This is a genomic window from Lysobacter soyae (genome assembly GCF_019551435.1).
In the GTDB taxonomy this organism is placed as follows: Bacteria; Pseudomonadota; Gammaproteobacteria; order Xanthomonadales; family Xanthomonadaceae; genus Solilutibacter; species Solilutibacter soyae.
The window spans coordinates 658,987-672,120 of sequence record NZ_CP080544.1; the positions used below are offsets into that span (position 1 = coordinate 658,987).

13 protein-coding genes and 1 pseudogene are annotated in these 13,134 nt (G+C 60.1%); 6 read left to right on the forward strand and 8 right to left on the reverse strand.

Annotated elements, in window-relative coordinates; translation table 11 throughout:
* Positions 1 to 17: 17 nt before the first annotated feature.
* The 3 genes from lgt to H8L67_RS03025 are packed head-to-tail and all read left to right on the forward strand — an operon-like array spanning position 18 to position 2,196.
* On the forward strand, positions 18 to 908 hold the full coding sequence (lgt, locus tag H8L67_RS03015; protein ID WP_220380307.1) for a prolipoprotein diacylglyceryl transferase: 891 nt from the start codon (positions 18 to 20) through the stop codon (positions 906 to 908).
* A complete protein-coding gene (locus tag H8L67_RS03020) occupies positions 905 to 1,699 on the forward strand; it encodes a thymidylate synthase (protein ID WP_220380308.1) in 795 nt (264 codons plus the stop codon). Before lgt ends, H8L67_RS03020 begins: the two co-directional genes overlap by 4 nt.
* Positions 1,700 to 1,704: 5 nt before the next feature.
* On the forward strand, positions 1,705 to 2,196 hold the full coding sequence (locus tag H8L67_RS03025) for a dihydrofolate reductase (RefSeq protein WP_220380714.1): 492 nt from the start codon (positions 1,705 to 1,707) through the stop codon (positions 2,194 to 2,196).
* Positions 2,197 to 2,201: 5 nt separating this feature from the next.
* Here the strand turns inward: H8L67_RS03025 and H8L67_RS03030 are convergent.
* The 6 genes and pseudogenes from H8L67_RS03030 to lptD all read right to left on the reverse strand — a co-directional run.
* A pseudogene (locus H8L67_RS03030) lies at positions 2,202 to 3,023 on the reverse strand (symmetrical bis(5'-nucleosyl)-tetraphosphatase); the annotation flags it as partial.
* Between the two features lie 18 nt (positions 3,024 to 3,041).
* Entirely contained in the window at positions 3,042 to 3,425 is a 384-nt protein-coding gene (apaG, locus tag H8L67_RS03035) for a Co2+/Mg2+ efflux protein ApaG (protein WP_220380310.1), read from the reverse strand.
* 35 nt (positions 3,426 to 3,460) lie between these two features.
* Positions 3,461 to 4,273, reverse strand: coding sequence for a 16S rRNA (adenine(1518)-N(6)/adenine(1519)-N(6))-dimethyltransferase RsmA (rsmA, locus tag H8L67_RS03040; protein WP_220380311.1), 813 nt, complete (start codon positions 4,271 to 4,273; stop codon positions 3,461 to 3,463).
* A complete protein-coding gene (pdxA, locus tag H8L67_RS03045; protein WP_220380312.1) occupies positions 4,270 to 5,250 on the reverse strand; it encodes a 4-hydroxythreonine-4-phosphate dehydrogenase PdxA in 981 nt (326 codons plus the stop codon). Before pdxA ends, rsmA begins: the two co-directional genes overlap by 4 nt.
* Before the next feature lie 8 nt (positions 5,251 to 5,258).
* Entirely contained in the window at positions 5,259 to 6,587 is a 1,329-nt protein-coding gene (locus H8L67_RS03050) for a peptidylprolyl isomerase (protein WP_220380313.1), read from the reverse strand.
* A complete protein-coding gene (gene lptD / locus H8L67_RS03055; protein ID WP_343222347.1) occupies positions 6,584 to 8,998 on the reverse strand; it encodes an LPS-assembly protein LptD in 2,415 nt (804 codons plus the stop codon). Before lptD ends, H8L67_RS03050 begins: the two co-directional genes overlap by 4 nt.
* Positions 8,999 to 9,114: 116 nt before the next feature.
* Between lptD and msrB the strand changes: the two genes are divergently transcribed.
* Entirely contained in the window at positions 9,115 to 9,516 is a 402-nt protein-coding gene (gene msrB, locus H8L67_RS03060) for a peptide-methionine (R)-S-oxide reductase MsrB (protein WP_220380315.1), read from the forward strand.
* On the opposite strand, the gene H8L67_RS03065 is transcribed toward msrB, so the two are convergent.
* Positions 9,513 to 10,067: a cob(I)yrinic acid a,c-diamide adenosyltransferase gene (locus tag H8L67_RS03065; protein WP_220380316.1), complete on the reverse strand. Its 555-nt coding sequence runs from the start codon at positions 10,065 to 10,067 to the stop codon at positions 9,513 to 9,515. The genes msrB and H8L67_RS03065 overlap by 4 nt on opposite strands.
* Positions 10,068 to 10,085: 18 nt before the next feature.
* On the reverse strand, positions 10,086 to 10,691 hold the full coding sequence (locus H8L67_RS03070) for a hypothetical protein (protein WP_220380317.1): 606 nt from the start codon (positions 10,689 to 10,691) through the stop codon (positions 10,086 to 10,088).
* Between the two features lie 67 nt (positions 10,692 to 10,758).
* Here H8L67_RS03070 and ubiH point away from each other — a divergent pair, with 67 nt between their 5' ends.
* Positions 10,759 to 11,967, forward strand: coding sequence for a 2-octaprenyl-6-methoxyphenyl hydroxylase (gene ubiH / locus H8L67_RS03075; RefSeq protein ID WP_220380318.1), 1,209 nt, complete (start codon positions 10,759 to 10,761; stop codon positions 11,965 to 11,967).
* Positions 11,964 to 13,133: an FAD-dependent oxidoreductase gene (locus H8L67_RS03080; RefSeq protein ID WP_255556022.1), complete on the forward strand. Its 1,170-nt coding sequence runs from the start codon at positions 11,964 to 11,966 to the stop codon at positions 13,131 to 13,133. The genes ubiH and H8L67_RS03080 overlap by 4 nt, the downstream gene beginning before the upstream one ends.
* The last annotated feature ends 1 nt before the right edge of the window (position 13,134 follow it).

The following is a 13,134-nucleotide window of genomic DNA, read 5'->3' on the forward strand; positions in this document are numbered from 1 at the left end:
CGAAAAGCATTCAGCCCATGCCTTATTTGCACCAGTTGGATCCCATTGCCGTCGCACTCGGTCCGCTCAAGGTCCACTGGTATGGCCTCATGTATTTGTTGGCGTTCTTTGTGGCTTGGTGGTTGGGACGCAACCGCATCCGCAAAGGCTATTTGCCCGGCGTCAATGAGGTCGGTTACGGCGATCTGATGTTCTACGGCATGGTCGGCGTCATTCTGGGAGGGCGCATCGGTTATGTGCTCTTCTACGATCTGCAAACGTACATCGCCAACCCGCTGCAGATTCTGCGCGTGTGGGAAGGCGGTATGAGCTTCCATGGCGGTCTCGCCGGCGTGTTGGTCGCCACCTGGATTTGGGCGCGCAAGCACCAATTGCACTTTTTCGACGTCGGGGATTTCATCGCGCCTTTGGTGCCGCCCGGGCTCGGTTTTGGGCGCATCGGCAATTTCATCAATGGTGAGCTTTGGGGAAAACCGACCGATGCCGCCTATGGGGTGATTTTTCCCGGCGCACTGCCGCCCGAATACGCACACATGGACGCCGTGGCGCTCAAGCAGCAGTGGGCGAGCGGCGCATTGAACGCCTTTGCACGCCATCCTTCGCAGTTGTATCAAGCTTTCCTCGAAGGCTTGGTGTTGTTCCTGGTGCTTTGGTTTTTGTCCAAGCGTGAGCGTCCGAGATATTTCATTTCCGGTGTGTTCCTGGCCTTGTATGGCGTTTTCCGCTTCTTGGTCGAATTCGTGCGCGTGCCGGACGCGCAAATCGGCGACCACGGTTATCTCGCATTCGGCTGGCTCACCATGGGCCAAGTCTTGAGTGTCCCGTTGATCCTGGGCGGCCTCGGATTGATCCTGTATTCGCGTCGCGCACCCACCTTGCATCGCGCCCTTCCGGACTCCGCAGCATGAAGCAGTATCTCGATCTGTTGCGTCATGTACGCGACCACGGCACTGAGAAGGGTGATCGCACCGGTACCGGCACACGCAGTGTGTTCGGCTATCAAATGCGTTTTGATCTGAGTGAAGGCTTCCCGTTGTGCACGACGAAAAAGTTGCATACGCGGTCAATCATCCATGAGCTGCTCTGGTTTTTGCGCGGCGAAACCAACATCGCCTATCTGAAAGAGAACGGCGTGTCGATTTGGGATGAGTGGGCAGATGCCGACGGTGAGCTGGGTCCGGTCTATGGCAAGCAATGGCGCAGTTGGACGGCACCTGACGGCCGCGTGATCGATCAGATCGCTTGGTTGGTTGAAGAAATCAAACGCAACCCTGATTCGCGACGTTTGGTCATCAGCGCTTGGAATGTCGGCGAGTTGGACAAAATGGCCTTGATGCCCTGCCACACGCTGTTTCAGTTTTATGTCGCCGACGGGAAGTTGAGCTGCCAGCTCTATCAACGCAGCGCCGATATTTTCCTAGGCGTTCCGTTCAACATCGCGAGCTACGCCTTGCTGACACATATGTTGGCGCAGGCCACCGGTCTCGGCGTGGGTGATTTCGTGCACACCCTTGGCGATGCCCATTTGTACAGCAATCATTTCGAACAAGCGGATGTGCAACTTCAACGAACCCCGGGTCCGTTGCCGGTGTTGCATCTCAATCCGGAGGTTCGCGATCTGTTCGATTTCAAGTTCGACGACATCCGCATTGACGGTTACGATCCGCAACCCGCGATCAAAGCGCCGGTGGCGGTGTGACGCAGATCAGTCTCATCGCCGCAGTGGATCGTCATCTTGCCATCGGCAAGGACAACACCCTGCCTTGGCATCTGCCCGACGATCTGAAGCGGTTCAAAGCGCTCACCTTGGGCAAACCCATTCTCATGGGACGCAAAACGGCGGAGAGTTTGGGCAGGGCGCTACCCGGGCGACCGAATTGGGTGCTGACACGCAGCGGACGGGTTCCTTTCGAGGGCATGCAGGCGATCACTTCCTTGGACGAAGCGCTCGCACTAGCGAAAGCGCATGCCGAGCTCTGTGTGATCGGCGGTGGCGATGTGTTTGCGCTGACCTTGCCAATCGCAGATCGCTTGCATATGACCTACGTGGATACCGTCGTCGAAGGCGCCGATGCGTTTTTTCCGGTGTTCAATGCCGCGGACTGGCAGCTTGATCGCCGCTCGCAGCATCTGGCCGACGCGCGCCACGCCTTTGATTTCGAATTCGCCGACTACTCTTCGATTTCCGCGGCCTGACTCGGATCGAGCATCCGACCGCGCACTTGTCGAAGTTCAAAGGCATCGCCGTCCAAGCGGAGTGCGGTGAGCTTCCCGCCCCACACGGCACCGGTATCGATCGCGTGCACATTGCCGCTGATCGAGAGCCCCAGCGTGCTCCAATGTCCGCAGACGATGCGTACATCACGCACCGCCTGGCCCGGTACAGCAAACCACGGATACAAGCCGATCGGCTGGGAGCCCGGCACGCCTTTTTCTTCAAACGCAATGCGTCCGCGCGGCGTGCAATAGCGCATCCGGGTGAAGACATTGATGATGGCGCGGTAGCGATCGAAGCCACGCAATTTCGCATTGAACATCGGCCGGTTGCCGTACATCGAACGCAATAATTTCCGGTACGATCCGCCGCGCAAACGGACTTCGACCTCACGCGCATAGGTCAAGGCATCTTCGAGTGACCAATTCGGCGCAAGGCCCGCATGCACCATCAACCAACCGAGCTCGTGGTCGAAATGGGCCAACGGGCGCTGTCGCAGCCATGCCAGCAGTTCGTCGGCGTCGTCGGCAAAAACCACGCGTTGCAGATCGGGATTGACCCGGCGCTTTTCATCCACGGTACGTTCACCGATGGCGATCAACGACAAATCATGATTGCCGAGCACGACCTTCGCGTTCTTGCGCAAGCTGTGCACCAAACGCAAAGTTTCCAGCGATTGCCCGCCCCGATTGACCAGATCGCCGCAAAACCAGAGTTGGTCGCGCGCAGGATCGAAACGGATGCGTTCAAGCAATCGTTGGGTGGTGTCGTAGCATCCTTGCAGGTCGCCGATCGCCCACACGGCCATGTGTCGGTACTCCCTTGGTCAGTGCAGCGTGCGCGGCACTGTCAGCGTAAACCGTGGAATTGTAGCGGCAAACTCGGTACCGTCGTCGGCGACCAAGTCGTAGCTGCCTTCCATCGTGCCTACGTGCGTGTTCAAGACCACGCCTGAGACATACTCAAAGCCGTCACCCGGGCGCAGCCAGGGCGTCTCGCCCACCACGCCTTCGCCGTGCACTTCCTCCACTTCGCCGTTGGCGTCAGTAATCCGCCAGTGCCGCCTGAGGAGGCGCGCCGGCACGCTGCCCGAATTCTCGATCCGGATCGTGTACGCAAAGACAAAACGCGCCTCGGCCGCCGAGGATTCCTCATCCAAGTATTCGGTGGCCACCGATACGTCAAACGCATAATCAATTGCTTGGGTCATGCCCCATTCTAGGCAACCCTTTGTGAATCAGATGCTCAATCGGCGTCGCGGGCCACGATATTGGCCAGATGGATGAATTCAGGCACCGATACCTGTTCAGCGCGGACTTCAGGTTTCAGCGCCGCGGCCACGATCTGCTCCGAAGTGGCGAATCCGTTCAGCGCGTTGCGCAGTGTCTTGCGTCGTTGACCGAACGCTGCCCGCACCAATTGGGAAAATACTTTCGGGTGCTCGATGCCGATCGTCGACGGATCACGCGGGGCCAGTCTGACGATGGCCGAGTCCACTTTCGGCGCCGGACGAAACGCGCCAGGCGGCACGACAAACAACGGCACCACATTGCAGACCGCCTGCAACATCACGCTTAAGCGACCATAGACTTTGCTGCCGGGTTCGGCGGCCATGCGCTCGACCACTTCTTTCTGCAGCATGAAGTGCATGTCTTGAATCGCCGCAAGATGATCCACGGCATGAAAAAGAATGGGCGACGACAGGTTGTAGGGCAGATTGCCGACGAGGCGAATCCGTTCAGCGCCGGCGTCCGCCGCCAAAGCGGTGAAATCGACGTCGAGCACATTGGCATTTATCAAGCGCAGTGGCCCGTATTCGCCCGCCCGCGCGGACAGCGGTGCGATGATGTCGCGGTCGAATTCGATGGCGGTCAAGGCGCCATGCGCGCGCAATAACGGAAATGTCAGTGCACCTTGGCCCGGACCGATCTCGACCAGCGTATCGCCGGGCTTGGGCGCAATCGCATGCACAATGCGGTCGATCACCGCGGCGTCGTGCAGAAAGTTTTGGCCCAGATGTTTTTTCGCGCCGGGCTGGAAGGCAGGTGAGGAATTCATCCGGTCGGGATCCGTTGTTGTACGAGTGACGCGCAGACATCGATAGCGCGCAAAAAGCTGTCCGGACTCGCAACACCTTGGCCCGCAATGTCCAGGGCGGTGCCGTGATCCACGGCAACGCGCGGAAACGGCAGACCCAAGGTGATGTTCACGGCGCGATCCAAACCTTCTGATTTCAGCACCGGTAAGCCCTGGTCGTGATACATCGCGACCACTGCGTCGCTCGTCGCGCGAATGCTTGGTAGAAATGCCGTATCGGCCGGAAGCGGGCCAACCAATCGCATGCCTTCCGCGCGCAGAAGCGCGAGTACCGGAGCAATGACCTCGTGCTCCTCATGGCCGAGGACGCCGTCCTCGCCCGCGTGCGGATTCAAACCGAGCACGACGATTTGCGGATCGGCGAGTGCGAACTGTGTTTCGAGCGCCGCATGGGTGATGCGCAAGGTGCGTTCCAACAGCGCCGGCGTGACGGCATCGGGCACGTTGCGCAAGGGCAGGTGGGTCGTGACGAGGGCGACGCGCAGATCGTCGCGCGCCAGCATCATCACTACGTCGGTGTCGCATCGCGAGGCCAGCACTTCCGTGGTACCGGTGTAGTTGTAGCCTGCGGCGTGCAGACTCGATTTTTGGATGGGGCCGGTGACGATTCCATCGAATGCCCCTGCAAGGCAACCGTCGATGCCCGAATGCAGCGCGGCCATCACGGCGTCGGCATTGCGCGGATCGGCAACGCCGAAGCGCTGTGACACCACAGGAAAATCAATGACACGCAACTGACCGGCGCGCTCGATGCCGGCATCCGCCTCGACGATGTCTAGTGCGACGCCAATGGCGCGGGCAGCGGCTTGAATGACTTCGGTGCTACCGAAAATGGTGCAGAGACGTGCGCGTTCGGGATCTTGCGCCAAGTACGCGCAAAGTTCCGCGCCGATACCCCCGGGCTCACCCAGTACAACGGCGAGCCGGGGTGAAGACATCCGCGGCCTCAATTCGCCGGCGCGGGCGCCGGCGTCGCGACCGGTGCGGATTCGGAACTGCCATCCGCACGACGAATGTCGACATAGGCTTCGCCGCGCATTTCGCGCAGGAAGCGATCATAGGCTTCTTCCAGCTTGCGACGACCGATCATGTCGCGCGCTTGGGCGCGTTGGTCATCGCTGGCGGCCACGCCCTGACGTGTGCCCAAACGCTTGACGATGACCCAGCCTTGCGCGGTTTGGATCGGGGCACTCAGGCCGTTGTCAGCCAAGCCGGCGACGGTTGCGCCGACTTCGCCCAAACCGTCCTGGCTGCGCCAATCAAGTTCACCGCCACGATCCTTGCTGGCTGCATCGTCGGAATCCGATTTGGCCAACTTGGCGAAATCGGCGCCACCGGCAAGACGGGCATGCAGGGTTTCCGCTTTTGCGCGCGCCGCATTGTCGTTGGCCGGGTCAGCCGATTTGATCAGGATTTGTTGGACGCGGTACTGGGTCACCGTGTTCGATGCCGCGGCGTTTTGGCGTACTTCAACCAACTTCAGCAATTGGAAGCCCGTCGTGCCGCGCACTGGACCCAGGATGTCGCCTTGCTTCATGGAAACGAGTTGTTGGGCAAAGGCCGGCGGGACTTCTTCAATGGCGCGCCAACCCAAATCACCGCCGTCAAGCGCGTTCGGGCCGTTCGAGAAACGCATCGCGGCCGCCGTGAAATCCAGCTCGCCCTTGTCCAATTGCGCTTTGATGCCATCAATTTTCTTTTGACCGAGTTCGATTTGCTCGGCGGTCGCGCCTTCCGGCAGCGTCACCACGATGTTGGCCAAGTGGTATTGGGTGCCGCCCTTGGACATCGAGGACAGGGCATTGTCGACTTCGCTTTCACTCACGCGAATCGTGCTTTGCGCGTAGGCCATCTTCATGCGTTGCAAAAGCAGTTCGTCGGCGATGGTTTTGCGGAATGCCTGCTCGCTCATGCCGTTTTGCGTGGCTTGCGCAACCAACTGAGCCGTCGTCAGATTATTTTGTTGGGCAATACTGGCCACTGCCTGATCGACTTCCGCGTCTTCGACGCGCATGCCGCTGGAATTGGCGCGAGCGAGTTGCAAACGCATCATGATGAGGCGCTCAAGCACTTGGCGTTCAAGGATGTCGCGCGGCGGGAGCTCGGCGGCACGTGCCGAGTTCTGCGCAATGATGTTGTCCGTTGCCAGCTTGACTTCGCTGCGCAAGATCACGTCTTCGTTGACCACTGCGGCGATGCTGTCGATGGATTGAGCCGGGGCAGGCGAAACAAAAGCCAGCTGGGCGGCGATCAAAAGGAATGCAAATTTCTTCATGGCAAAGTGGTCGGGTCCGGATCCGAAACTGTCTGGCCCGTAGCGGTTTCGGGCGGAATGAGATAGAGGTCGTCTCGGTGGTAGCCGAGAATAGCACGACGCAGGGTCCGCTTCGTGTCCTGCCCCGCCGAGCCCAAGCCCTTCAATTCGAACTCGAGCATGATGCCGTTCTTGAGATCGCCTTCACGCGTGGCGATATATCTGCGAGCCACCACACGAATGGCGATGCAGCAGCTGTCGAATTGGACGCCGCCCAAGGTTTCGATCGGCTTATTGTCCTTCAATGAATAGTAATGGCGCCCCACCAGACTCCAGGCATCGTTAATCGGATAGACAAACGAGAAGTCCGCCTGTTCGAGCAGGTCGCGGCGGTAGCGGTAGGCAAGATTCACAATGCCGCCGTCGCCGAACAGATAGCGACCGCGCACACTGGCGAGGTCGCGGCGCTTGATTTTCGGATCCCACTGCATGGAGGCGCCGAACTGCCACTTGTCGTTCGGCGACCAGTTGGCGTCAGCAACGTAAGCTGACGACCCCTTCTCGATGGTCTTTTCCCACGGCAGGTGGACGCGGGCGTCGCTCAGATAATGGATTTGGCCGAAGCTGACATTCAGAACTTCATGGCCGTCGGATTGGCGCAGCACGCGGCTGGAGATCGCGGCAGTCAATTGATTGGCATCGGCCTGACGGTCGGCACTCGAATAGCGATTGTCACGGAACAACTGGCCCCAACTGAAGCTCAGCGCGTTGGTGTCAAAAATCGGCAGCGCGTTTTGATCCTTGTACGGGACACGCAGGTAGAACAATCTCGGTTCGAGCGTTTGCGTGTATTCCGTGTCGCGGAATTTGAATGCGCGATCAAAATACAGGCCGGTATCCACAGAGAAAATCGGCGTAGTACGCGTTGGGTTGGCTTGGCGATATTGCGCGACCAAGGCCGGTGTCACTGCGGTGCCCGTCGTCGCGGCATAGGCGTTGGCATTGTCCAAAGCGATGCGATCGGCCAGCTGGCCATCCAATTGGTAGGCGGTGTAGCGCCATGCCACCGTCGGTCGCAGATACCACGCATCACGTTCAATTTCCATGCTGACGAACGGCTTCAAATCCAAGCGCGATCCGCCCGGGATATCCGTGCTGGCACCGAGTGCGCCACCGGCGAGAATCGGGCGATAGCTTTGATGCGAGAAGCGGACCGCTTCAGCTTCAATCCCGGCGCGAAACAGACTGCCGACCGGTTGATCCCAGTTCAAATACAACCGCGGAAGGCGGTCGTAGGGCAGGCTGGCATTGGTCAAGGTGTAATCGGCCAGCTGATACCGGTCCGCCATGATGCCGGCGTTCCAGTAACGGCCGTTGCCGTAAATGCCCACCGAACTCAACACGTTGTAGTTGGCGATGCCGGCGGACGAGTTGTTGAAATCTTCGAGGTATCGCGTATCGGACAACCAAACCAGACCCGCCCGCGCTTGCCAATGTTGCGAAAGGTTTTGATAACCGTTGAAGACGAACGAGCCGCGCGACATGTCACGCAGTTTGTCGTTGGGCATGTAGGTGCCCGCAATCGTGCCTTCACCCGTCGCGTTGAGGTAACGGAATTCCGTACCCAAAGACGCGCCGCGTTTCGACATGATGCGCGGATACAAAGTCATGTCGTAATTGGGCGCGAGATTCAAATAAATCGGTTGCTTGTAATCCAAGCCGTTGCGACCTGTGGTCGAAATGCTCGGATATAACAAACCGGTCCGGCGTCGACCGTCCACCGGAAAAACAAACAAGGGCATGTACAGCACAGGGATTCGACCGATACGCAGCTTTGCGCCGCGGGCGATGCCCATGCCTTCCTCGTTGTTGATATCGATTTCACGCGCTTCAAGCTGCCAATGGCGTGCTTCGGGCGGACAGGTCGAATAGGTGGCGCCGTACATCTGGCCCAAATCGTCTTTGATGTTGATCGTGTCCGCCGTGCCATTGCCGCGGCGGCTGACCAACTGGTAGCGCATGTCTTCGATGGTGTGTTCGTCGGTGTCCTGGTTGCCGTGGGCCTTCTCGGCCACCACACGCATATTGCCGTCCTGGTACCGCACATGGCCTTCGGCAACATAGGTGTTGTCGTTCTTGTTGAACGTCAGCTTGTCCGTACCCAGAAACTGGTTGCCGCGGTTCAAGTTCACCGCGCCGGAGAACACCGGAATGTCGATCGTGCCGGTCTGTTCGTCACCTTCGACCGTGGTCGGCAAGGTATTGCGCTTCACCTTGGTGTCGTCGCCGGTCGGCTGCGTATCGGTGAAAGCCGGGACCGGGTCTACGATGGGGCATCGTTTCCAGCTGATCGGCATCTTGTCCTCGGCATGTGCCGGTAGGGCCGTCCAAATGGCGAGCGTCAGGGGCAACAGTCGAATGGAAAGTCGCACGCGCGGGTTCATCCTTATCTATTCAGCGAACTACTTTGACGCATCCGGCGTGTATCGGCAATCATCATGGTTGTGTCATTCATCTGCGGGTGACGCGTTCATGAAAGGAGAGCGGGATGGCAACGGGTATTCCTGAAGACGACGACAGCCTGCGTGCGCGACTCACGCCGGAACAATATGCCGTGACCCGATGTTCGGCGACCGAGCGCGCCTTCACCGGTAAGTATTGGGATCACCACGCGGATGGCACCTACACCTGCGTGGTTTGCCACGCGCCCTTGTTCGACTCCGACGACAAGTTCGATTCCGGCAGCGGCTGGCCGAGTTATGACCGCGCCCTGTCCGCCGGCGCGGTGACCGAGCATGTGGATGAAAGCCACGGGATGCGCCGAATCGAAGTGCGCTGCGCCCGATGCGATTCGCATTTGGGGCATCTGTTTCCGGATGGGCCGCGCGAAACGACGGGCGAACGCTACTGCATCAATTCGGCGTCGTTGGACTTCGAAGCGCGCGATTAAACCTTGCGGCGATCGTGGTCCCAAACCACTTCGCCGTGGCCGCTAGCGCGCGCCAGGACGCGGCACAGGACAAACAATAAATCGGAGAGCCGGTTGAGGTAGCGGATGGCTTCCGGCCGAACGTCTTCCAAACGCGCAAGAGTGACCGTCTCGCGTTCGGCACGACGCACAACAGTGCGGGCGATATGGCAGCGAGCAGCCGCCTCACCGCCACCGGGCAAGATGAAATCTTTCAAAGGCGGCAAGTCGTCGTTGTAATAATCGAGTTGCGTTTCGAGCGTATCGATATCCCGGTCGAAAATCGCCGCGTGGCCCGGAATGCACAGCTCGCCACCGAGGTCGAACAGTTGGTGCTGGACGCGGGTCAATAGGGCAGCGATATCTTCCGGAACCTCGCTTGCAAGCACCAGCCCGATACAGGAATTGGCTTCATCCACCGTGCCGTAAGCATTGACGCGCGCCGAATCCTTTTGGATGCGGCTGCCGTCACCCAAGCCCGTGCTGCCGTCATCGCCGGTGCGGGTGTAGATCTTGGAGAGCCGGTTGCCCATGCAGGGGTATTTGCCGGCTTACTTAGTTGTACGGGCAGTCGCGGATTCCGACAAGCCGAGCATTTTCACGGCAGCGACGTGCAGCAGCGCGGCGACACCGATGTAGCTGGCGGCAACACCCATGTAAGGCAGCAACCAATCGGTGTAATTCTTGAACCAACCGGCGACCGACGGGTTTTTCACCGAATCGCTCAACCAGTAGAAGCCGCCTTGCGCGAAGGCATGGCAAACCACTACGGAGACGACAACGCTGACCACGAGCGCCCCCAAGCGCTTGCCGGCCGATTGCGTCACCACGTTGTTCATCAATGCACCGCCTGCCCACATCGCGAAATGCGCCGGAATCAAGGCCCAGTAACCGAGCGAGACGCAGTAGTGCTTCATGAAGTCGAGCCCGGAAGCGGTGATCACGAAGTAATCGACGGCGACCGCCAGGACCATCAAGGCCGGAAAGGCCCAAGCCGTCCAGCGACGCAGATAGAAACCGGCCACGAAAAACACTGCCCACGACGCATCCGGCACCGCACCGAAATGGTGAAGACGGGTGGCTGCCATGACCAAGGCCAGCGCGGCAAAAATGCCCGCATCGACGGCGGTGGAACGGCGTATTTCGTTGGCTTGCATTGCGTTTCTCCTCTTGACGCGTAAATTCTAGCGCAAGCGCTCACTTGGGCGGCGGTATCATGCCGACATGCATGCTGAACACGATATCGTCATCATCGGCGGCGGCCTTGTCGGCGCCAGTCTCGCCATAGCGCTCGCGCCCGCCGGATTGAATGTTGCAATGGTCGAGGCGAGCCCCGCCGGCGCGATGCCTCCCGTATTCGATGAGCGCAATTTGAGTTGCGCCGAAGCGACCGTCAACGGATTGCAGGGTTTGGGGGTGTGGCAGCACTTGCGCGCGCCGACCGGTGCGATCCAACACATCCATATCAGCCGTGTCGGTGATTTCGGTCAAGTCCGCTTTGATGCGGAAGACTACGACCGCAACGCATTCGGTCGCGTCGTCGTGGCCAAGGATTTGGGTGATGCACTTGAGGCCAGCCTCGTCACTGCGGGTGTCACGCGTTACCGGCCGGCCAAATTCCTTGGCACCCGTCTGGAGGCCGAATCGCGTCAGATTGACATCGAATCGGACGGTCAGCGCCAGACATTGACGTGCCGGTTGTTGATCGGCGCCGACGGAACGAGCAGCGCGGTGCGGGATGCGCTAGCCATCAGAGCGGACACCTTCGATTACGGTCAGGATTTGTTTGTGTGCCGCATGCGCAGCCACAAGGCACCGGATGGCACCGCATGGGAACGTCTGGGTCCCGACGGCCCCACGGCGGTGCTGCCGCGCGGCGATCGGCACTTTGGTGTCGTGCATGGCGTGTCGCGCACCGACGCGGATGCGGTCGCCGCGCTGGATGAGGCCGACTACGTTGCCCGCATCCAATCGGTATTCGGTTGGCGGGCGGGGCGTTTCCTGTCGGCCGGCACGCGCAGCCGATATCCCGTCAGGCGCGTCGTCGCCGCCGCGTTGCATGCGCCGCGCGCGGTCTTGGTCGGCAATGCCGCGCAAACGATTCACCCTGTCGGCGCGCAAGGTTTCAATTTGGGCTTCCGTGATGCCTTGACCTTGGTCGAATGTGTCAACGCGCATCGCGATGGGCTCGGCAGTCCGGCGATGTTGTCGGCATACGCTGCCGCACGCGCCGAAGACAGGCAGGAAACCATCAGGATGTCTGACGGTCTGGCGCGTGTCACCGCCATGGAATCGCCGCTCTTGCGTCCGTTCCGTAGTGTCGCCCTGGCGGCCTTGAAAACCCAATGGCTGCAATCGCGCGTGGTCGGCGGCGCGATGGGTTATCGCGGCCGCGTCCCGGACATTTGTCGTGCTACGGGAGCCAACCTTTGAGTCGCTTGGATGCCGTCGTCGTCGGCGGAGGCGTGGTCGGCGCCACCTGTGCACTGGCATTGTCGAAAGCGGGTTTACAAGTGGCTTTGGTCGAAGCGCGGCAGCCCGGACACTGGCGGGCTGATACGCCCGACCTGCGCGTATTTGCGTTTGCCCCTGACAACAAAGCCCTGTTAGAAGACTTGGGCGTTTGGGAACCGGTGGCCAAAGCGCGCGCCTGTGCCTATCGCCGAATGCGTGTTTGGGATGCGATCGGCACCACTGCGCTGGAATTCGATGCCGACAGCATGGCGACGCCGCAGTTGGGTTGGATTATTGAAAACGGTCTGCTCGTCGATCGCTTGTGGCAGGCGTTGGATAAGGCCGGCGTCGAGGTGCATTGTCCCGAACGTGTGGCATCGATCAGCCAAGACGACATAGGTGTCCGGGTGCGCTTTGAATCCGGTCGCGGTCTTGACTGCCGTATCGCGATTGCCGCCGATGGCGCGCAATCGACATTGCGCGACTTGGCAGGCGTCAACGTCGCTGCCGAAGACTACGCGCAACGTGGCGTAGTGGCTTATCTTTCAGCGGATCGACCACACGAAGGCACGGCATATCAGCGTTTTCTCGCCGAAGGTCCGTTGGCGTTGCTGCCTTTTGAAGGTCGTCGGATCTCCATCGTTTGGACCTTGCCGAGCGCGCGCGCCGAGGCGATGTGCACCATGGCCGAAGATGAATTCAATGCGGCGGTAACGCGCGCATCCGACCGTTGTTTGGGTGAGCTCACCCTCGTGTCCGAACGCGCAAGTTTCCCGCTCCGGCGTCAGTTGGTCGACTCGCAATTGCAGGGCCGCGTGTTGGTGATGGGCGATGCCGCGCACGTCGTCCATCCGCTGGCCGGGCAAGGCGTCAATCTGGGATTGCGTGATGTCACGGCCTTGCTGGCGAGCGTGCGCGATGCCGCAGCCCGCAAACAAGCTTTCGACAGCACCACAAGATTGATGCGTTGGGCGCGACGTCGCAAAAGTGACAACGTGGTGTCGGCCATGGCCTTCGACACGATCAACAAGGTCTACCGGCGCGACGATCCCTTGGCCGGTATGGTCCGTGCCAGCGCGTTGGCAGTGGCCCAACGCGCGGGTCCGCTCAAGCGAGCCTTGTGGCGTCACGCCGCGGGCATGTGAC

Bases quoted from the DNA above. Each gene is read 5' to 3' on its own strand.
- lgt (WP_220380307.1), top strand. From the start codon at position 18: ATGCCTTATTTGCACCAGTTGGATCCCATTGCCGTCGCACTCGGTCCG.
- H8L67_RS03020 (WP_220380308.1), top strand. From the start codon at position 905: ATGAAGCAGTATCTCGATCTGTTGCGTCATGTACGCGACCACGGCACT.
- apaG (WP_220380310.1), bottom strand. From the start codon at position 3,425: ATGACCCAAGCAATTGATTATGCGTTTGACGTATCGGTGGCCACCGAA.
- rsmA (WP_220380311.1), bottom strand. From the start codon at position 4,273: ATGAATTCCTCACCTGCCTTCCAGCCCGGCGCGAAAAAACATCTGGGC.
- pdxA (WP_220380312.1), bottom strand. From the start codon at position 5,250: ATGTCTTCACCCCGGCTCGCCGTTGTACTGGGTGAGCCCGGGGGTATC.
- H8L67_RS03050 (WP_220380313.1), bottom strand. From the start codon at position 6,587: ATGAAGAAATTTGCATTCCTTTTGATCGCCGCCCAGCTGGCTTTTGTT.
- msrB (WP_220380315.1), top strand. From the start codon at position 9,115: ATGGCAACGGGTATTCCTGAAGACGACGACAGCCTGCGTGCGCGACTC.
- H8L67_RS03065 (WP_220380316.1), bottom strand. From the start codon at position 10,067: ATGGGCAACCGGCTCTCCAAGATCTACACCCGCACCGGCGATGACGGC.
- H8L67_RS03070 (WP_220380317.1), bottom strand. From the start codon at position 10,691: ATGCAAGCCAACGAAATACGCCGTTCCACCGCCGTCGATGCGGGCATT.
- ubiH (WP_220380318.1), top strand. From the start codon at position 10,759: ATGCATGCTGAACACGATATCGTCATCATCGGCGGCGGCCTTGTCGGC.